General features: G+C 57.2%; 17 protein-coding genes and 2 pseudogenes. 9 read left to right on the top strand and 10 right to left on the bottom strand.

Annotation, left to right across the window (positions count from 1 at the left end; genetic code table 11):
• Positions 1-77: pseudogene (locus B3797_RS08565) on the bottom strand (6-phosphogluconate phosphatase); the annotation flags it as partial.
• A gap of 148 nt (positions 78-225) precedes the next feature.
• Between B3797_RS08565 and B3797_RS08570 the strand changes: the two are divergent.
• A complete protein-coding gene (locus tag B3797_RS08570) occupies positions 226-1,539 on the top strand; it encodes an NCS2 family permease (RefSeq protein ID WP_311790870.1) in 1,314 nt (437 codons plus the stop codon).
• 58 nt (positions 1,540-1,597) lie between these two features.
• On the opposite strand, the gene B3797_RS08575 is transcribed toward B3797_RS08570, so the two are convergent.
• The 8 genes and pseudogenes from B3797_RS08575 to rpmH all read right to left on the bottom strand — a co-directional run bounded on the left by B3797_RS08575 (position 1,598) and on the right by rpmH (position 8,577).
• The gene (locus B3797_RS08575; RefSeq protein WP_311790871.1) at positions 1,598-2,611 is read right to left on the bottom strand and encodes an acyltransferase family protein; all 1,014 of its coding nucleotides are present in this window, start codon (positions 2,609-2,611) and stop codon (positions 1,598-1,600) included.
• A 397-nt stretch (positions 2,612-3,008) separates the two neighbouring features.
• Positions 3,009-3,758: a 4'-phosphopantetheinyl transferase family protein gene (locus B3797_RS08580; RefSeq protein WP_311790872.1), complete on the bottom strand. Its 750-nt coding sequence runs from the start codon at positions 3,756-3,758 to the stop codon at positions 3,009-3,011.
• Positions 3,759-3,924: 166 nt separating this feature from the next.
• Positions 3,925-4,515: a malonic semialdehyde reductase gene (locus B3797_RS08585; RefSeq protein ID WP_311784325.1), complete on the bottom strand. Its 591-nt coding sequence runs from the start codon at positions 4,513-4,515 to the stop codon at positions 3,925-3,927.
• Between the two features lie 229 nt (positions 4,516-4,744).
• Positions 4,745-6,109 (bottom strand): tRNA uridine-5-carboxymethylaminomethyl(34) synthesis GTPase MnmE, encoded by a 1,365-nt coding sequence (mnmE, locus tag B3797_RS08590; RefSeq protein ID WP_311784326.1) that lies wholly within the window; start codon positions 6,107-6,109, stop codon positions 4,745-4,747.
• 81 nt (positions 6,110-6,190) lie between these two features.
• Positions 6,191-7,837 carry a membrane protein insertase YidC gene (gene yidC / locus B3797_RS08595; RefSeq protein WP_311784327.1) on the bottom strand — a complete coding sequence of 549 codons (1,647 nt, stop codon included), beginning with the start codon at positions 7,835-7,837 and terminating at the stop codon, positions 6,191-6,193.
• A gap of 2 nt (positions 7,838-7,839) precedes the next feature.
• A pseudogene (gene yidD / locus B3797_RS08600) lies at positions 7,840-8,098 on the bottom strand (membrane protein insertion efficiency factor YidD).
• Positions 8,062-8,421 (bottom strand): ribonuclease P protein component, encoded by a 360-nt coding sequence (rnpA, locus tag B3797_RS08605; protein ID WP_081140549.1) that lies wholly within the window; start codon positions 8,419-8,421, stop codon positions 8,062-8,064. The pseudogene yidD and the gene rnpA overlap by 37 nt, the downstream one beginning before the upstream one ends.
• A gap of 15 nt (positions 8,422-8,436) precedes the next feature.
• Positions 8,437-8,577: a 50S ribosomal protein L34 gene (rpmH, locus tag B3797_RS08610; RefSeq protein ID WP_003849659.1), complete on the bottom strand. Its 141-nt coding sequence runs from the start codon at positions 8,575-8,577 to the stop codon at positions 8,437-8,439.
• Positions 8,578-9,175: 598 nt separating this feature from the next.
• Here rpmH and dnaA point away from each other — a divergent pair.
• The 7 genes from dnaA to B3797_RS08645 all read left to right on the top strand — a co-directional run bounded on the left by dnaA (position 9,176) and on the right by B3797_RS08645 (position 19,400).
• Entirely contained in the window at positions 9,176-10,585 is a 1,410-nt protein-coding gene (gene dnaA, locus B3797_RS08615; protein ID WP_120457728.1) for a chromosomal replication initiator protein DnaA, read from the top strand.
• 4 nt (positions 10,586-10,589) lie between these two features.
• Positions 10,590-11,690 (top strand): DNA polymerase III subunit beta, encoded by a 1,101-nt coding sequence (dnaN, locus tag B3797_RS08620; RefSeq protein WP_120457729.1) that lies wholly within the window; start codon positions 10,590-10,592, stop codon positions 11,688-11,690.
• Positions 11,691-11,903: 213 nt separating this feature from the next.
• Positions 11,904-12,989, top strand: coding sequence for a DNA replication/repair protein RecF (gene recF, locus B3797_RS08625; protein ID WP_311784328.1), 1,086 nt, complete (start codon positions 11,904-11,906; stop codon positions 12,987-12,989).
• 17 nt (positions 12,990-13,006) lie between these two features.
• Positions 13,007-15,415: a DNA topoisomerase (ATP-hydrolyzing) subunit B gene (gyrB, locus tag B3797_RS08630; protein ID WP_120457733.1), complete on the top strand. Its 2,409-nt coding sequence runs from the start codon at positions 13,007-13,009 to the stop codon at positions 15,413-15,415.
• Positions 15,416-15,678: 263 nt separating this feature from the next.
• Positions 15,679-16,488, top strand: a complete 810-nt coding sequence (gene yidA, locus B3797_RS08635; RefSeq protein WP_311784329.1) for a sugar-phosphatase — start codon at positions 15,679-15,681, stop codon at positions 16,486-16,488.
• Between the two features lie 291 nt (positions 16,489-16,779).
• Positions 16,780-18,102: an MFS transporter gene (locus B3797_RS08640; protein ID WP_311790873.1), complete on the top strand. Its 1,323-nt coding sequence runs from the start codon at positions 16,780-16,782 to the stop codon at positions 18,100-18,102.
• A 47-nt stretch (positions 18,103-18,149) separates the two neighbouring features.
• Complete coding sequence (locus tag B3797_RS08645; RefSeq protein ID WP_311790874.1) at positions 18,150-19,400, top strand: DUF3748 domain-containing protein; 1,251 nt, start codon at positions 18,150-18,152, stop codon at positions 19,398-19,400.
• Here B3797_RS08645 and B3797_RS08650 read toward each other — a convergent pair.
• Positions 19,384-19,749 carry a YceK/YidQ family lipoprotein gene (locus tag B3797_RS08650; protein WP_311784332.1) on the bottom strand — a complete coding sequence of 122 codons (366 nt, stop codon included), beginning with the start codon at positions 19,747-19,749 and terminating at the stop codon, positions 19,384-19,386. The two genes, B3797_RS08645 and B3797_RS08650, sit on opposite strands and share 17 nt — an antisense overlap.
• 286 nt (positions 19,750-20,035) lie before the next feature.
• Between B3797_RS08650 and ibpA the strand changes: the two genes are divergently transcribed.
• On the top strand, positions 20,036-20,452 hold the full coding sequence (gene ibpA / locus B3797_RS08655; protein ID WP_033755460.1) for a small heat shock chaperone IbpA: 417 nt from the start codon (positions 20,036-20,038) through the stop codon (positions 20,450-20,452).
• Positions 20,453-20,505 lie beyond the last annotated feature (53 nt).

The raw sequence follows: 20,505 nt of genomic DNA on the forward strand, positions 1-20,505 counted from the left end.
ACGTAAGCCTGGGTACAGAGCAATTCGCTGTCTACCAGGGTGCCGTCGCAGTCAAAAAACACACACTCTACTGACATCTGTCGCTATCCTTCTGATTTCGGGAGAGCACACACTTTAACCTAATCGCCGCAGATTGCGATCCCGGAAACGGTTGCGAAAAATCATTGTATTGCCGCGGCAAAGCGGTCAGGATACGCGCCGAGTTCTTTTCATCAGGATCCTGGCATGAGTAAACAAGGCCTTTTGCAGCGCGTTTTCAGGCTGCAGGAACATGGCACTACGGTGCGCACCGAGATTATCGCCGGTGTTACCACTTTCCTGACGATGGTCTACATCGTCTTTGTAAATCCACAGATTCTTGGCGTGGCGGGCATGAATACCCAGGCGGTATTCGTCACTACCTGCCTGATCGCCGCCTTCGGCAGTATTCTGATGGGGCTGGTCGCCAACCTGCCGGTGGCGCTGGCACCGGCGATGGGCTTGAACGCCTTTTTCGCCTTTGTGGTGGTCGGCGCGATGGGCTACTCGTGGCAGGTCGGCATGGGCGCGATTTTCTGGGGCGCGCTGGGTCTGCTGATCCTGACGCTACTGCGCGTGCGCTACTGGATGATCGCCAATATCCCGCTGGGCCTGCGCGTCGGCATTACCGCGGGCATCGGCCTTTTCATCGCCATGATGGGGCTGAAAAACGCCGGTATTATCGTGGCGAATCCCGATACTATCGCCGCCGTGGGTAACCTGACCTCGCACAGCGTCCTGCTCGGCGCGCTCGGCTTCTTTATTATCGCGATTCTGGCGTCGCGCAATATCCATGCGGCGGTGCTGATCTCGATGGTGATTACCACGGCAATCGGCTGGGCGCTGGGCGATGTGAAATATGTCGGCCTCTTCTCTGCGCCGCCTGCAATCGGCAGCGTATTAGGGCTGGCGGACATTAAAGGCGCGTTCAATATCGGCATGGCGGGCGTGATTTTCTCCTTTATGCTGGTCAACCTGTTTGACTCTTCCGGCACCCTGATTGGCGTAACCGATAAAGCGGGCCTCACCGATGAGAAAGGCACGTTCCCGCGCATGAAGCAGGCGCTGTTCGTCGACAGCTTCAGTTCAGTAACCGGCGCACTGGCGGGTACCTCGTCAGTGACCGCTTACATCGAAAGTTCGTCCGGCGTGGCGACTGGCGGCCGCACCGGCCTGATGGCGGTGGTGACCGGCGTGCTTTTTCTGCTGGTGATGTTCCTCTCGCCGCTGGCGGCGATGGTGCCGGGCTATGCGGCCGCAGGCGCGCTGATTTATGTTGGCGTACTGATGACCGCCAGCCTGTCGCGCGTGCGCTGGGACGATTTAACTGAAGCGGTACCGGCTTTTGTGACTGCGGCGATGATGCCGTTCAGCTTTTCGATTACCGAAGGTATTGCGCTGGGCTTTATCGCCTACTGCGTGATGAAGCTGGGCACTGGTCGCTGGCGCGAAATCAGCCCCTGCGTGGTGGTTGTGGCGCTGCTGTTTGTGTTGAAGATCGCCTTTATCGACGCGCATTAACCCCCACGCCGGTTAATAAACCCTTCGCGGAACCTCTGCTCAGAGGTTCCGCGCCTTCTCAGGCGGTCTTCGCCTGCTTTACCCGCGGCGATGAGCGCAGGGTAAACAGAAAGTTGAACCAGCCGCGCTGGCGCAGCAGACAAAGACTCCACGGCAAAATCATCGCCGCCGCAAAGGCCAGCACAAACAGTAAATCCTGCAGCCAGAGCGAATCGGTATGCAGCTTAAAGAGTTTGCTGAACAGCTGGATCACCAGGTAATGCGACAGATAAAAGACGATAGAGTTAACGCCCACATAGTGCACGACACGTGAATTCAGCTTCAGGGAAATCCAGACAAACAGCGGCACTGAGAGCAGTGCCAGCGCCGCCAGCAGCGTGTGCGAGGGCGGCTGAGCCATCATCAGCGTCAGGCACTCAAACAGAATAACGCTTGCCAGCGACGCGAGCACCAGCAGGATATTTTCACTTCGCTTAGCAATATCAAACTGGTTACGCACGACCTGATCGCCCAGATAGAAGAAAATAAACAGATTAATGGATTTGTTGAGGTGCGTATTATCAAAGCTGGCAAACATGCCGTTGGCATCAAGCGGCGGCAGCAGGTAACCCGCCAGCAGACAGGCTGGAATAACTAGCCAAAAGGGCAGCTGGCGAACCACGATAATGGCGATAAAAAAGAAAAAGAGCGAATGTAAAAACCAGGTAATATCGCCGCCGCCGCTTAAATGCATCGCCAGCACATGCAGCGGCGACTGTGGATTATTAGCCATAGAGCTGAACAGAATTTTTAATCCGCCATAGATGGCCACCCACACCACAAAAGGATAAAGAATCGTCTGCGCTTTATTATGGATGAATGGTCCTAATCCCTTGCGCAATCCCGCATCGACAAAGAGTCCGGAGACAAAAAAGACCAGGCCGAGGAAAACAGGGATCAGCAAAGGATCCAGTATCTTAATCAGTGGTGAAAAATGCCCCACATTACCGTTTACCGCAATAACGCAGTGCAACAGAATAACAACAAGTACGCCAATACCCCTCAGATTATCAACCCACGCTATACGCTTCATATATTTTTCCCTGTCCAGATAACAGGCTTCCTCTCCGCAGCCTGTGCAGAGTGACGCCTTAATTATGCGTTGCTATGTAATTTAAGCGCTAAAATAACGCGCGTTTATAATTTTCCAGACTGGGCTTAATAATGACAAGTCAGAAATTAAGCTTAAAGCATAATAAAATCTTAACAACTTACAGATTAATAACTTACAAAGCGTCTGCGACGTCATTATCGGAATAATTTCAGAAAGGGCGTCAACGCGCTAAAGCGGTTTATATTTAGTCGGTTTCACCGCGCGCGTTGATAATATATTCAGTATTATTCTTAAGCTTTCGATCCACGCGTTTTAATAGCGCGTGGCACCGACGAAGTTCGGGCAGGTTAGTCCCAGGCCGCTTACGCGGCCTTTTTTACATCTCAGGATGGGCGCTGCGTTCCAGCGGCGAGCTGGTCAGACGCAGCGTGCGCGGCCCGATATTGGGTTTACTCATCTCTACGTCGCGCAGCGCGTGCCACTGTTGCGAGGCATCAATTTCCCATAAATGCAGACGCTGGGTCGCGGGCGACAGGGCGCATGACCATACCAGCGTCGGCTCCGCATCGCACACCGCCTGAATATCGGGGTAAATCGTCGAGCGGAGGCGACCAGCGGCAGGCTGCAACCGCAGCGAGGCCATATTGTCGCTGCCTTCGCCGGTCAGCTTGAGAATGCTCTGGCGCAGCGTCCAGATTTGCGTCACCGCTTCCATAAAGTCCTGCTGCGCATTAATCCAGGTGCGCTCGCCTGACGTAAGCGACTGCATCAGCTGCTCCTGCGTCTGTCGGCTGTGGGCGCGTACGATCTCCATATCCAGCCCGGCGCGTCCGCCTTCTTCAGCCAGCAGCACGCCGACCATATTTCCGGCATAGGCGATACTAAAATCGGGTAAATCACGATCTGCAAAGGCCGGGCGGCCATTGGACTGGGTAACGAGGGTAGGAAGAGTAGTAATGCCGTAAACGCGCATCATCAGCTGCGCCAGCATCAGACGGGCAATAAGAAAGCGACCGCGGTGTTTGTCAGGAAGCTGTCGCGCCTGATCAATCACATCCTGCGGCATGCGCATGGCGTCGGCCACAATGCCGCGATCGCCCATCCAACGTACAAAATGACCCGCCATCCGTCGCTCCGTGAAAATGGTCACTTAATCATCAGGGCGCATTGTAAGAATTTTCTGAGCACATTGCATCCGGCATGGAGCACAATGGCACCATATTCAGAATTGACTGATAACAGGCTGCGGGAAGAAGGAAGCCGCTACGCAAGGGCACAGCGGCTGATTGCCGTCAGGCAAGTTTACATGCCTGTTCAAAAGGCAGGCGCGGCAGGCGTGGATGCAGTTTTTCATGGTTGCCGTAACCGAGGTTAATCAACATATTTACCTGCCAGTTGCTGCCTGTGAAAAACGCCTCATTGATTTTCGATGGATCGAAGCCAGACATCGGACCGGCGTCCAGCCCGAGCGAACGTGCGGCCATTATCAGATAACCCGCCTGCAGGCTGCTGTTGCGAAAGGCGGTCTCTTTCACCAGCTCCGTATTGCCGGTAAACCAGCTGCGCGCATCGGCGTGCGGAAACAGCTGCGGTAGCTGCTCATAAAACGCCAGGTCATGGGCGACGATCACCGTCACCGGCGCGGTCATGGTCTTTTCCAGGTTGCCGGATGAGAGCGCCGGTTTCAGCTTCTCTTTGCCCTCCTGCGAGGTGACAAAGACAAAGCGGCCAGGCGAGCAGTTGGCCGAGGTCGGGCCAAGGGCGGTCAGCGTATAGAGCTGTTCCAACACGTCAGCGTCAATGGCTTTGTCCTGCCAGTAGCTGTAGGTGCGGGCTTCGTTAAACAGCTGGTCCAGTGCGGAATTGTCGAGCGGTGTGTGCATTTTACTCTCCTTTGTCGGGCGGAAACGGCCGCCTGAGGCTTGCCATATTGAAGGCGTATCCGGAAAAAACGATGGGTTTCTTACCGTTTATACTCCAACAGCGGTTCGCCGCCAAATGAGAAAGGCATAAATAAGCGGGGCGTAAATTCGTACTGTTTTTGGCGGGCGCTGCGCCGGACATTAGCTCATGTCCGGCGGCTGGTTGTGGAGGGAAGGCGTGTTTAAGCGCTTACTTACCGATACAGAAGCTGGAGAATATCCTGCCCAGCAAATCGTCGGAGGTAAACTCGCCGGTGATTTCGCTCAGGGCCTGCTGCGCCAGCCGTAGCTCTTCCGCCAGCAGCTCGCCCGCCCATGCGCCCAGCAGCTGCGCCTTGCCCTGCTGTAAGTGAGTAGCTGCTAACTCCAGCGCCTGAAGATGGCGGCGGCGCGCCAGGAAGCCGCCTTCCATATTGCCGGAAAAGCCCATCGACTGCTTCAGGTGGTCGCGCAGCGCGTCCACGCCCGCGCCGGTGCGCGCCGAGAGACGAATAAGTGAGTGATGATTTACTTCCGTCAGGCCCAGCGTTTCGCCGGTAACGTCCGCTTTGTTGCGCACAACGGTAATCGGCAACGCTGCAGGAAGGCGCGAAACAAAGTCGGGCCAGATCTGCGCCGCTTCCGTGGCGTCGGTGGTGGTGCCGTCGACCATAAACAGCACGCGATCCGCCTGCTCGATCTCCTGCCAGGCGCGCTCGATGCCGATACGCTCGACCTCATCGCTGGCTTCGCGCAGCCCGGCGGTATCAATGATATGCAGCGGCATGCCGTCGATATGAATATGCTCGCGCAGCACGTCGCGCGTGGTGCCGGCGATATCGGTGACGATCGCCGCTTCGCGCCCGGCCAGCGCATTGAGCAGGCTCGACTTGCCGGCGTTCGGACGACCAGCAATCACCACCTTCATGCCTTCGCGCAGCAGGCTTCCCTGCCGCGCCTCGGCGCGCACGCCATCAAGATCGGCAATCACCTCATCAAGCTGCGCTTCGATTTTGCCGTCGGAGAGAAAATCGATCTCTTCATCGGGGAAGTCGATGGCCGCTTCGACGTAGATGCGCAGATGAGTCAGCGCCTCGACCAGCTGGTTGATGCGGGTCGAGAAAGCGCCCTGCAGCGAGTTGACCGCCGAACGCGCCGCCTGCTCGGAGCTGGCGTCAATCAGGTCGGCGATAGCCTCGGCCTGCGCCAGATCGAGCTTGTCATTAAGAAAGGCGCGCTCAGAGAACTCGCCCGGCTGGGCGATGCGCACGCCGGGCAGCGCCACGATGCGTTTCAGCAGCAGGTCGAGGATCACCGGGCCGCCGTGTCCCTGCAGCTCCAGCACATCTTCGCCGGTAAAGGAGTTCGGGCCAGGGAACCACAGCGCGATGCCCTGATCCAGCACGCTGCCGTCGGCATCTTTGAACGGCAGATAGTCGGCGTAGCGCGCCTTCGGCAGTTTGCCGAGCACCTGCTGCGCCACCTCGGCGGCGCGCGCGCCGGAGATACGCAAAATACCGACGCCGCCGCGTCCGGGAGGCGTCGCCTGGGCGACGATAGTATCGCTGTGGCTCATGGGATTTTCTCTCGCTAAAAAATAAGGCGGTCTTAATGACCGCCTCAGGGTAAACCAGATTGTCAGACGGGCGTAAGCGCGTTACGCCTTCTTCTTGTCGCGGCTATGCAGGCCGCGTTTTTCCAGCCCGCGATAAATCAGCTGCTGCTGGAGAATGGTTACCAGGTTGCTGACGATGTAGTACAGCACCAGACCTGACGGGAACCACAGGAAGAACACGGTAAAGATAACCGGCATATAGGTCATGATCTTCTGCTGCATCGGATCGGTCACGGTGGTCGGTGACATCTTCTGAATGAAGAACATGGTGATGCCCATCAGAATCGGCAGGATGTAGTAGGGGTCCTGCGCCGACAGGTCATGGATCCAGAGCACAAACGGCGCATGGCGCAGTTCTACTGAACCAGAGAGCATGTAATAGAGCGCAAGGAAGATCGGCATCTGGATAACCAGCGGCAGACAGCCGCCCAGCGGATTAACCTTTTCCGCTTTATACAGCGCCATCATCTCCTGGCTCTGCTTCTGCTTGTCGTCGCCCAGGCGCTCACGCATCGCCTGAATTTTCGGCTGCAGCATGCGCATTTTCGCCATCGAGGTGTACTGCGCTTTGGTCAGCGGGTACATGATGCCGCGCACGATAAAGGTGATGACGATGATGGAGAAGCCCCAGTTGCCGATAAAGCTGTGCAGGAACTTCAGCAGCTTAAACAGCGGCTGAGAGATAAACCACAGCCAGCCGTAATCGACAGTCAGGTCGAGATGCGGCGCGACGGCAGCCATCTTGTCCTGAATTTCCGGACCGACCCACAGGGTTGCGCCCAGATCCTGCTGCTGGCCCGCAGCGACAGTAACAGGCGCGGATTTATAGCCGATCGCCGCAATGCCGTTGCCCAGGTTGCTGGTATAGAGCGCATTGTTGCCTGCGGTACGCGGTACCCATGCGGTAGCAAAATATTGCTGCAGCATCGCCACCCAGCCGTTGCTGGTGGTCGCGTTCAGGTTTTCGTTATCCGCGATGTTATCGAACTTATATTTTTCGTACTTCTCTTCGCTGGTGGAGTACGCCGCGCCGCGGAAGGTATGCAACGCAAAGTTGTTGCTGCCGGTATCGCGATGCTTAGGCAGATCGATGGTCTGCTTCAGCTGGCCGAACAGCGACACTTCCAGCGGCTGCTGAGTGGTGTTGTTAACGTGATAATCCACGTCCACCGCAAACTCACCGCGCTTGAAGACGAAGGTTTTCGTGTAGACCACGCCGTTTTCGGCGGTGTAGGTCATCGGCACGCGCAGCTCGGTCTGGCCATCGGCCATTTCAAAGTGATCCTGAGCGGCGGTGAACAGCGGACGCGCGCCGTTGTTCGGGTTATCCGGACCGTTGCGGCCAGTCAGCCCGCTCTGTGCCTGATAAACGAAGGACGGCGTGGTTTCCAGCAGCTGGAACGGCTCATCGGAACCCAGTTTAGCTGGGTAGGTCAGCAGCTGAGCTTGCTCGACATCGCCACCGCGGGTGTTGATATTCAATGACAGGACATCAGTCTTAACGGTGATCGTTTTGCCCTGGCCGCTGGCCGGTACGCCCTGGCTGGCGGCATCACCTGCTGCGCTGTTGGTGTTCTGCGTGGTCTGGGTCTGCTGCGGCTGCGGAGCGTGGTCCGTCTGCCAGGCTTGCCAGATCATGAAAGACACGAACAGAAAAGCGATGAGAAAAAGATTGCGTTGCGAATCCATCGTTAATGTTCTCTGGTATCAAAGGTTTTTTGGCGGCACAGGATCGTCACCACCCGGGTTCAAAGGGTGGCATTTTAATACGCGTTTGAATGTCAACCAACTGCCTTTTATCAGGCCAAACCTGCGTAACGCCTCAATTCCATAATGAGAGCAGGTTGGCTGAAACCGGCAGTGCGGTCCCAGCAAGGGGCTGATGCCGCGCTGATAGACGCGGATCAGGACGATCAGGAGCCGCGCGCCAGGCGACAGTGACGACGCCATAACTTCTCCAACGCTTCCGCCAACGTACGGTTGTCGAGATCGGCAATCCCCTTTTTCGCCACGACGACGAAATCCATCGCCGGCAATTCATGCTGACGCAGACGAAAGCTTTCACGGGTCAGACGTTTGATCCGGTTGCGTTCGTGCGCGCGCTTGACGTGCTTTTTGGCGACGGTAAGACCGATGCGGGGATGCCCCAGCGAATTAAGGCGGCCGAGTATGGTAATTTGCGGCGTGCCAGCCCGTTGTGGCTGCTGGAAGACGAAAGTGAAATGAGTGGGAGTTAACAAACGTAACTCCCTGGGAAATGCGAGCTTAACCACGAGGGTTAGCTTTTATTACTTAGAAACGGTCAGACGAGAACGGCCTTTAGCACGACGACGTGCCAGAACCTGACGACCATTTTTGGTTGCCATACGAGCACGGAAGCCGTGAGAACGGTTGCGCTTCAGTACGGACGGTTGAAAAGTGCGTTTCATGGCGATTTCTACCTAAACTTGAAAAATTTCACTGGGTGACGCGTTTTGTGGGCCAGTAAAACGACCGACGCCTCAATGTGTCTTTAATAAAGAGGCGGGATTGTAATAATTGTACAGTCCGGAGTCAATTTACTTCGCTGGTCGCGGTACCTGGAAACCCGGATACAGCCCGCTGAGTCCGGGCATTGGGCATAGCGCGACAACGCCGGGGGAAGAATTATACGGCCTCCGCTTTAAAGCGCAAGGATCCAGCGGGATCTTCTTACGATCGGGCAGCAGGCCGCTACGGTAAAAACGAGAGGCTGCCTGAAAAACCACTCTTTTTTTGTCCTGGCCCGCATCTTTTTTCGCCAGCAGGCGTAAACTGGTTTACCTGTCCACGGCCTGTGGATAAAAAGGATCAAAACTGTGTAGAAAGTGAAGATCTCTGACTCGCTTTGCGCTATGATCCGCCCTTCCGCTGACGATCCGGTCGCGATCCCAGGGACGGAAACCGCTGATAGCGGTCGCAGGCGCTTTCTACCGTCTGTGTCAAAAATGAACGTTTCTTTATTAGCGCCTACTATTTCTTATCGATTTTGTACAAGTGGAGTCCGCCGTGTCACTTACGCTCTGGCAACAGTGTCTTGCCCGTTTGCAGGATGAGCTTCCTGCCACCGAATTCAGCATGTGGATTCGACCGCTGCAGGCGGAGTTAAACGACAATACGCTGGCCTTGTATGCACCAAATCGGTTTGTGCTCGACTGGGTACGAGATAAATATATTAATAATATCAACGGGCTGCTGAATGAATTCTGCGGCGTGGACGTACCTTTGCTGCGTTTTGAAGTGGGAACGCGTGCTACACAGCAACAGCAGCCAGCGGCCATGAGCCAGCCGGCGATGGCGAGCGTCAGCGCGCCTGCGCCGGTCGAGAGCCGTCCCGCGCCTGCGCAGCTTCTGCGCCCAAGCTGGGACAACGTTCCGGCGCCTGCCGACGTAACTTACCGCTCCAATGTGAATAACCGCCATAACTTCGATAACTTCGTTGAGGGTAAATCTAACCAGCTGGCGCGCGCGGCGGCGCGACAGGTGGCGGACAATCCTGGCGGCGCCTACAACCCGCTTTTCCTTTATGGCGGCACAGGCCTGGGCAAAACGCACCTGCTGCACGCGGTCGGCAACGGCATTATCGCGCGCAAGCCAAATGCCAAAGTGGTCTATATGCACTCCGAGCGTTTTGTGCAGGACATGGTGAAAGCGTTACAAAACAACGCGATTGAAGAATTCAAACGCTACTACCGCTCCGTTGACGCGCTGCTGATCGATGATATTCAGTTCTTTGCCAATAAAGAGCGCTCGCAGGAGGAGTTTTTCCACACCTTCAACGCGCTGCTGGAAGGCAATCAGCAAATCATTCTGACGTCAGACCGTTATCCTAAAGAGATCAACGGTGTGGAAGATCGTCTCAAGTCGCGCTTCGGCTGGGGACTGACGGTCGCCATCGAGCCGCCGGAGCTGGAAACGCGCGTGGCTATCCTGATGAAAAAAGCGGATGAAAACGATATTCGTCTGCCGGGCGAAGTCGCCTTTTTTATCGCCAAGCGGCTGCGCTCCAACGTGCGCGAGCTGGAAGGGGCGCTGAACCGTGTGATCGCCAATGCGAACTTTACCGGTCGCGCCATCACCATCGATTTCGTGCGCGAAGCGCTGCGCGATCTGCTGGCGCTGCAGGAAAAGCTGGTCACCATCGACAATATCCAGAAGACGGTGGCCGAGTATTACAAAATTAAGGTCGCGGATCTGCTTTCCAAGCGCCGTTCGCGCTCGGTCGCGCGCCCACGCCAGATGGCGATGGCGATGGCGAAAGAGCTGACGAACCACAGTCTGCCGGAGATCGGCGACGCCTTCGGCGGCCGCGACCATACCACGGTGCTTCACGCCTGCCGTAAAATCGAGCAGCTGCGCGAAGAGAGCCACGACATAAAAGAAGATTTCTCTAATCTCATCCGAACATTATCCTCCTGACGCTATGAAATTTATTGTTGAACGTGAGCAGTTGCTAAAGCCGCTGCAGCAAGTCAGCGGCCCGTTAGGCGGTCGTCCGACGCTGCCGATCCTGGGAAATCTGCTGATGCAGGTCAACGACGGCACGCTGTTGCTGACCGGCACCGATCTGGAAATGGAAATGGTAGCGCGCGTGGCGCTGGCCCAGCCGCACGAGCCGGGCGCAACTACTGTGCCGGCGCGTAAATTCCTCGATATCTGTCGCGGACTGCCGGAGGGCGCGGAGATCAACGTGACGCTGGAAGGCGAACGTATGCTGGTGCGCTCCGGGCGCAGCCGCTTTTCGCTCTCGACCCTGCCAGCCAGCGACTTCCCTAATCTGGATGACTGGCAGAGCGAGGTGGAATTCACCCTGCCGCAGGCGACGCTGAAGCGCCTGATCGAAGCGACGCAGTTCTCTATGGCGCATCAGGATGTGCGCTATTACCTCAACGGCATGCTGTTTGAGACTGAAGGCGAGGAGCTGCGCACCGTAGCAACCGACGGCCACCGACTGGCGGTCTGCTCGATGCCGATTGGCCAGGCGCTGCCGAACCATTCGGTGATCGTGCCGCGTAAAGGCGTAATTGAGCTGGTGCGCCTGCTGGACGGCGGCGAAACGCCACTGCAGGTCCAGATTGGCAGCAGCAATATTCGCGCGCACGTCGGCGACTTTATCTTTACTTCGAAGCTGGTAGATGGCCGTTTCCCCGACTATCGCCGCGTTCTGCCGAAAAATCCGGACAAGTCGCTGGAAGCGGGCTGCGATATCCTTAAGCAGGCCTTTGCGCGCGCCGCCATTCTGTCGAATGAGAAGTTCCGCGGTGTTCGCCTCTATATCACCGAAAATCAGCTTAAGATCACCGCCAATAACCCTGAACAGGAAGAGGCGGAAGAGATGCTCGACGTAACCTACGGCGGCAGCGAGCTGGAGATCGGTTTTAACGTTAGCTATGTGCTGGACGTGCTGAACGCGCTGAAGTGCGAAAATGTGCGTCTGCTGCTGACGGATTCGGTGTCGAGCGTGCAGATTGAAGATGTGGCGAGCCCGGCTGCCGCCTACGTCGTCATGCCCATGCGGTTGTAGAATACCTGGCTTACTGACTACTTTGCGTCCCGGCAGTGCCTGCCATCCCCACGTACTTCAGTACGTTCCGGTGGCTGCGCTGGCGAGACGCAAAGTAACGGTGACGCCGACGACGGCCTGGTCAGGTCGATATCGGGCTAACTCGCTTCGCCGCTGACGCCCTGGATCGCGAAGACGCGACACCTCTTAATTGCCTTCACGCTGGACTGATTCATGGCTTTAACCCGCCTCCTTATCAAAGACTTTCGTAATATCGAACAGGCCGATCTGGCGCTGGCGCCGGGATTCAATTTCCTGGTCGGCGCGAACGGCAGCGGCAAAACCAGCGTGCTGGAGGCGATCTATACGCTGGGCCATGGCCGCGCGTTTCGCAGTTTGCAGGCTGGCCGCGTAATCCGTCACGATGAGGCCGCTTTTGTGCTGCATGGCCGAATTGAAAGCAGCGAGCGTGAAATCTCGGTGGGCCTGACGAAGAACCGCGCCGGCGACAGCAAGGTGCGCATTGACGGCAGCGACGGGCATAAGGTTGCAGAGCTGGCGCAGTTGCTGCCGATGCAGTTAATTACGCCAGAGGGGTTTACTTTGCTCAACGGCGGCCCTAAATACCGTAGAGCCTATGTCGACTGGGGCTGTTTTCATAATACGCCCGGTTTCTTTAACGCCTGGAGCAATTTACGGCGGCTGCTCAAGCAGCGCAACGCCGCACTGCGCCAGGTCACGCGCTATAGCCAGATCCGCGCCTGGGACCAGGAGCTGGTGCCGTTAGCGGAACAGATCAGCCAGTGGCGCGCCGAATACAGCGAAGCTATCTCGGCGGAGATTGTCGCTACCTGCGGGCAGTTCTTGCCGGAGTTTGCGCTGAATTTCTCTTTCCAGCGCGGCTGGGATAAAGAGAGCGCCTACGGCGAGCTGCTGGAGCGCAATTTTGAGCGCGATCGCGCCCTGACCTATACCGCCAGCGGCCCGCATAAAGCGGATTTCCGCATTCGCGCCGACGGCACGCCGGTCGAAGATCTGCTGTCGCGCGGCCAGTTAAAATTATTGATGTGTGCATTGCGTCTGGCGCAGGGCGAGTTCCTGACGCGCCAGAGCGGACGCCGCTGTCTTTACCTGATTGATGACTTCGCTTCCGAGCTGGACGACAGCCGTCGGCGCCTGCTGGCGCAACGACTGAAAGCCACGCAGGCTCAGGTGTTTGTCAGCGCTATCGCCACCGATCATGTCATCGATATGAGTGACGAAAAGGGCAAGATGTTCCGCGTGGAACAGGGTAAAATAGCGGTTCAACCTGAAGATTAAATGAGCGAGAAACGTTGATGTCGAATTCTTATGACTCCTCAAGTATCAAAGTTCTGAAAGGGCTGGATGCGGTACGCAAACGTCCGGGTATGTATATCGGCGATACGGATGACGGCACCGGTCTGCACCACATGGTATTCGAGGTCGTGGATAACGCAATCGACGAAGCGCTCGCCGGTCACTGTAGTGATATCGTCGTGACCATTCATGCCGATAATTCCGTTTCCGTTCAGGATGATGGCCGTGGTATCCCCACCGGCATTCACGAAGAAGAGGGCGTTTCCGCTGCGGAAGTGATCATGACCGTCCTGCACGCAGGCGGCAAGTTCGACGACAACTCTTATAAAGTGTCGGGCGGTTTACACGGCGTGGGCGTCTCGGTAGTTAACGCCCTGTCGCAGAAGCTGGAGCTGACCATTCGCCGCGAAGGCAAAGTGCATCAGCAGACCTACGTGCATGGCGTGCCGCAGGCACCGCTGCATGTTACGGGCGAAACCGATCTGACCGGTACCCGCGTGCGTTTCTGGCCAAGCCATGACACCTTTACCAACGTTACCGATTTCGAGTACGAAATCCTGGCGAAGCGCCTGCGCGAGCTGTCGTTCCTCAACTCTGGCGTATCGATTCGTCTGGAAGACAAACGTGACGGCAAAGCCGATCACTTCCATTACGAAGGCGGCATCAAGGCGTTTGTTGAGTATCTGAATAAGAACAAAACCCCTATCCATCCGAATGTATTCTATTTCTCGACCGAGAAAGACGGCATTGGCGTGGAAGTGGCGCTGCAGTGGAATGATGGCTTCCAGGAGAACATCTACTGCTTCACCAACAACATTCCACAGCGCGACGGCGGTACGCACCTGGCTGGTTTCCGTGCGGCAATGACGCGTACGCTGAACGCCTATATGGATAAAGAAGGCTACAGCAAGAAAGCGAAAGTCAGCGCCACCGGCGATGACGCTCGTGAAGGTCTGGTTGCGGTCGTTTCGGTCAAAGTGCCGGATCCGAAGTTCTCCTCGCAGACCAAAGACAAGCTGGTCTCGTCCGAAGTGAAATCGGCGGTAGAACAGCAGATGAACGAGCTGCTGAGCGAATACCTGCTGGAAAACCCGAGCGACGCTAAAATCGTGGTCGGCAAGATCATCGATGCCGCGCGCGCCCGTGAAGCGGCCCGTCGCGCACGCGAAATGACGCGTCGTAAAGGCGCGCTCGATCTGGCTGGCCTGCCGGGCAAGCTGGCGGATTGCCAGGAGCGCGATCCAGCGCTTTCTGAAATTTACCTGGTGGAGGGTGACTCCGCAGGCGGTTCGGCGAAACAGGGGCGTAACCGTAAGAATCAGGCGATCCTGCCGCTGAAGGGTAAAATCCTTAACGTAGAGAAAGCGCGTTTCGACAAGATGCTCTCTTCGCAGGAAGTGGCGACGCTGATTACCGCGCTGGGCTGCGGCATCGGCCGTGACGAATATAACCCGGACAAGCTGCGCTACCACAGCATCATCATCATGACCGATGCGGACGTCGACGGCTCGCACATTCGTACGCTGCTGTTGACCTTCTTCTATCGTCAGATGCCGGAAATCATCGAGCGCGGCCACGTTTATATCGCGCAGCCGCCGCTCTATAAGGTGAAGAAAGGCAAGCAGGAGCAGTACATCAAAGATGATGAGGCGATGGATCAGTATCAGATCGCCATCGCGCTGGACGGCGCCACCCTGCACACCAACGCCAGCGCACCGGCGCTGGGCGGCGAGCCGCTGGAAAACCTGGTCGCAGAGTTCAACAGCACGCAGAAGATGATCAAGCGTATGGAGCGCCGTTATCCGGTCGCGCTGCTGCGCGCGCTGGTTTACCATCCGACGCTGGCTGACCTGAGCAATGAAGCAGAAGTTCAGACCTGGCTGGACGAGCTGGTGGCCTTCCTGGGCGAGCGTGAAACCCATGGCAGCAGCTATGTCGCCCAGGTACGCGCTAACCGCGAGCAGAATATCTTCGAACCGGTACTGCGCGTGCGCACACACGGCGTCGATACCGATTACACGCTGGACGCCGAGTTCATTCAGGGGCCGGAATATCGCAAAATCAACGCGCTGGGCGAAAAGCTGCGCGGCCTGATTGAAGAAGACGCCTACATCGAGCGCGGTGAACGCCGTCAGCCGGTCGACAGCTTTGAGCAGGCTATCGAATGGCTGGTGAAAGAGTCGCGTCGCGGTCTGTCGGTACAGCGTTATAAAGGTCTTGGCGAGATGAACGCCGAGCAGCTGTGGGAAACCACGATGGATCCAGACAGCCGTCGTATGCTGCGCGTTACCATCAAGGACGCCATCGCCGCCGATCAGCTCTTCACCACGCTGATGGGCGATGCGGTTGAGCCGCGCCGCGCCTTTATCGAAGAGAATGCGCTGAAAGCAGCAAATATCGATATCTAACGATCGACAGACGGCGGATAAAGCCAAAGCGCGGGTGACGGGAACCGAAGAGCAAAGCGTCCCGCGACAGGGATGTCGCGGGCCGAGCGAGCAAGGATGCCTTGAGCAACTTTGCGATCGGTTTCTGTCACCCACGTCGGCACCCTGTCTTCAGACCCTTCCTGACCGGAAGGGTTTTTTTATGCCTGAAGCATTACGAAAGTGGTCATTGTGAGCTGAATCGCGCTAGCATTTAAGCCAAACCCCGAATCAACGAGGAAGCTATGGCGATTAAACTGGTTGCAATTGATATGGACGGCACGCTGCTTAACCCGCAGCATGAGATCACCGCTGGCGTAAAATCAGCTATCGATCGCGCGCATAAAAAAGGCGTTGCCGTGGTGCTGGCGACCGGTCGTCCCTACGTAGGGATACAGCGCTACCTGATGGAACTGGGTCTGGCTGACGAGGGTCAGTACTGCATCAGCTACAACGGCGCGCTGGTGCAGCAGGCAAAAGATGGCGAATGCGTAGCGGAAATTACGCTGGGTTTTGACGACTACCTTTACATCGAACAGCTGTCACGCGAGCTGGGCGTACATTTCCAGGCGTTCGACAAATCCTTTCTCTATACGCCAAACAAAGATCTCAGCGAATACACCATTCATGAAGCGAGCCTGACCGGTATTCCGGTGCGCTATCGCTCGGTTGAGGAGATGGACCGCGCGACGCGCTTTCCCAAGCTGATGATGATCGATAAACCCGATCTGCTGGATGCCGCTATCCAGCGCCTGCCAGCTAAAGCCCAGCAGACTTACACCATCCTCAAGAGCGCGCCTTACTATCTGGAAATCCTCGATCGCCGGGTCAATAAAGGCCAGGGCGTTAAAATGCTGGCGGAAAAGCTCGGTCTGGCGCGCGATGAAGTTATGGCGATCGGCGATCAGGAGAACGACCTGGCGATGATTGAATACGCCGGAATGGGCGTCGCGATGGGCAATGCCATCGACTCTGTTAAGCAGATCGCGCAGTTCGTCACCAAAACCAATATGGAAGATGGCGTCGCGCACGCTATCGAAGAGCTGGTGCTGTAATCCCCTCACGGACGGCATTCCGCCGTCCGACCTCGCATTTTTCGCTTCCTGCTCAGGCCTGCGGGTCTGGATTGTCTGTTTTGTGATCTTCATTGTAGTACAACTTTGTTTTTGAGTACTACAATCAGCCTCACTCCATGTTGGCTCAGACGAGCCAGTCACTGAAGGTTGGTCGCACCACGTCGACGCGCTGACGCGGTCAAAATGCGCTACGCCGCTGCATTAAATATAAAACATATAAATCAAAAAGTTACTTACCGCTGTTATCCTACTCGACCTGAGGACCTCACGATGAACAACCATCTTCACCTCAGCACTATTAAGAAAATGAACCTGCGCATCATGCCTTTTATCATGGTGCTTTATCTGATCGCCTATATCGACCGCGCCAATATCTCGGTCGCCGCGCTGCAAATGAACGCCGATTTAGCGATGACCGCCGAAATGTATGGCATCGCTGCCGGTATTTTCTATGTCACTTACATCATCTTTGAGGTGCCGAGCAACGTGCTGATGACGCGCGTCGGCGCGCGCCGCTGGATCGCGCGCATCATGGTGAGCTGGGGCATTATCGCCGCCGGTATGAGCCTGGTGCAGACGCCGACGCAGCTCTACGTGATGCGCTTTTTGCTCGGCGCGGCGGAGGCTGGCTTTACGCCCGGCATCATTTTTTACCTGAGCTGCTGGTATCCGCGCAGCGACCGCGCTCGCGCGATGTCGCTGTTTTATATCGGCGCGGCGCTGGCGTCGGTCATCGGACTGCCGCTCTCCGGCAGCCTGCTTAATCTTCACGGTATGCTGGGCGTCGAAGGCTGGCGCTGGCTCTTTCTGCTGGAGGGCATCCCGGCGTTCGTGCTGGGTGTCGTCACCTGGTTTTATCTGGACGATGCGCCAGCCAATGCGCGCTGGCTGACCGCAGAGCAGCGCAGTTATCTGCAGCAGACGCTGGCGCGCGACGAACAGCATTCGGCGCTCAACGATCACGACTGGCGCGTGGCGTTGAAAAGCAGGCGCGTCTGGACGCTCAGCCTGTTGTGGCTGCTACAGGCTTTCGGCACTATCGGCATTACGCTGTTTTTGCCGCTGATCGTGAAAGCCGTGGCGGCGGATCGCAGCAACCTGACCGTGAGCCTGCTGTCGGCGGTGCCTTTCCTGTTCGCCTGCATTTTTATGTATCTTAACGGACGACACTCCGATCGCACCGGCGAAAGGGCGCGTCATCTCGGCCTGCCGCTGATGGCGTCGGGTCTGCTGCTGCTGGCGGCGCTGGCGGTGCCGCAACAGTGGATGGCCTACCTGCTGCTGGTACTGATGGTGGGTCTGAACTGGGCGATCACGCCGGTCTTCTGGGCGGTCACCACCGAAACGGTGTCCGGCGTGGCGGGCGCGGCGTCGGTAGCGCTGATTAACGCAGTGGCGAATATTGCCGGGCTGGGTTTTCCGCCGGTGATGGGTCGTATTAAAGACGCTACCAGCAGCTATAACGACGGTCTGCTGATTGTGGCGGGCGCGCTTATCCTCGGTGGCGTGCTGGGGCTGTTCGTCGGGCGTAAGCGGTCGATAGAGGGCGCCGCCGCGTCGCTGCCGCAGACAAAATCAAAGCTGCATCTTTAACGCTTTTGGCGTAGCGTGTGGGGCAACATTTTTAGTCAGGTTGCCCTATGCGCGAAAAACAGATCACCTTCAGCCCGCGACATCATCAGCTTACCAACAGCAACATCTGGACCGCCGACAGCCAGTGGCTGGCCTTCGACGTTCGTCCGTCAGGCGCCTCCTTTACCAGCGAGACCATTGAACGCGTCAATGTAGAAACCGGCGCGGTTGAGGTGCTCTATCGGGCAACCGACGGGGCGCATGTCGGCGTCGTGACCGTCAGCCCGGATCTGCCGCCGCGCTATCTCTGCATTCATGGCCCGGAACATCCTGACGAGACGTGGCATTACGATTTTCATCACCGGCGCGGCGTGATTGTGCAAAACGGCCGGGCGCAGAATCTCGACGCCTGCGATATCACGCCGCCCTTTACGCCCGGCGCGCTGCGCGGCGGCTCGCATGTGCATCTCTACAGCCCTGACGGCTCGCGCATCAGCTTTACCTACAACGATCATGTGATGCATGAAAAAGACCCGAAAGAGGATCTGCGCAACGTCGGCGTTGCGGTGCCGCTGCGCGCGGTCGCGCCGGTCAGGCAGCATCCCCGCGAATACAGCGGCAGCCACTTCAGCGTGTTGATCAGCCGCACTACCGCGACGCCGCGTCCGGGCAGCGACGAAATTAATCGCGCATATGAAGAGGGCTGGATCGGCGCGCGCGGCTACCAGAAGCCGGACGGCAGCTGGCAGCGCTGGGCTATCGCCTTTATCGGCGACACGCTCTCCGCCGCCGGTGAAAAACAGCCGGAGGTCTTTGTCGTCGATCTGCCGGAGGCGCTGGAAGATTACGCTATGCCGGGCGACGAACCGCTGGAGGGAACGGAGAGCCGCCTGCCGGCACCGCCCGCGGGCGTGCGGCAGCGTCGGGTGACCTTTACGCGCGGGCTGGCTCAACAGCCGCGCCACTGGCTGCGCAGCGCGCCTGACGGCAGCGCCATCGCCTTTTTAATGGCGGATGAGCAAGAGGTGATTCAGCTCTGGACGGTATCGCCCAATGGCGGCGCGCCGCGACAGGTGACGCGGCTGACGCACTCGGTGCAGTCAGCGTTTAGCTGGCATCCTCAGGGCAGCGCCGTCGCCTTTATCAGCGACAACCAGATCGTTCGCTGCGATATCAGCAGTGGCGCCTGCCAGCCGCTGACCGACCGCAGCGAACAGCCGCCGAGCGGCGACGCGGTCGTCTGGTCGCCGGACGGAGAAAAGATCGCCTTTATGCGTGAGGTTGACGGCTGGCGACAGCTCTTTACTGTGCTGGCCTGACCGCTGGAAAGGGCGCGGCCTGCGCCAGATTCTCCTGCGTGTGGTTTAGCTTTTCGCTCTGAAGGATACGCTCACGCGGGGAATCGATCGATTTGTCTTCGTCGCTGCGCGCATAATCCCAGGGCAGCAGCAGCGTATCCAGTACGGCGGAGAAGGGCAGATCGATCAGCGCCAGCGGCTTAAGCACCCAACTGCTGTGATCGTCGACCAGAATATTGGCGCTGGCGCGCGTGCCCGGATAGTAGCCCTGATTCGGGCCGGTATGTGACATCACGCTGGAGCACCCGGTAAGGGTAAAGGTGCAGCAGGCCAGCGCGCCTGCCAGAGGAAATGCTTTTAATAAATTCATCTTCATCGTCCCTTCAACTGTGGCGTTCGCCCCGGCTGAGTTAGCTTGTCCGTTAACATCCTCACTCTACGGCGAGGTGCGTTATGTCAGACGAAAGGTCCCCTGAGTGTATGCCACTTCAGCAGAATGGCGAAAAAAATTGCGATTCGCCTCTTGAAAGCGCACTGGGCATACCCATTTTTAAGCTACGGACGCACTCGCTGTCGCCGACAGGGACATCGGGGCGCCGCACAACCTGTCCATGGTGGAAGGTTGCCAAAACTTGCTGAATATCAGGAGTCATTCCATGCGTAATTTTGATCTTGCTCCGCTTTATCGCTCTGCTATCGGTTTTGACCGTTTGTTTAACCTGCTGGAGTCCAACCAGAACCAGAGCAATGGCGGTTATCCTCCGTACAACGTTGAACTGGTTAGCGAAAACCACTATCGCATTACCATTGCGGTGGCGGGCTTTGCCCAGAACGAACTGGATATTACCGCTCACGACAACGTACTGATCGTACGTGGCGCGCATCCTGAAGAGCAGACCGAGCGTAAATATCTCTATCAGGGTATCGCCGAACGTAACTTCGAGCGCAAATTCCAGCTGGCTGACCACATTGTGGTTCGCGACGCACGCCTGGAAAACGGCCTGTTGAGCATCGATCTGGAACGCATCGTCCCTGAAGAGGCGAAACCGCGCCGGATTGAAATTCTGAACTAATCAGAATCAACGAGAAAAAAACGCCGCTTCTGCGGCGTTTTTGTTTTTCATAC

The organism is Pantoea sp. UBA5923, assembly GCF_002431095.1.
Classification (GTDB): domain Bacteria; phylum Pseudomonadota; class Gammaproteobacteria; order Enterobacterales; family Enterobacteriaceae; genus Pantoea; species Pantoea piersonii.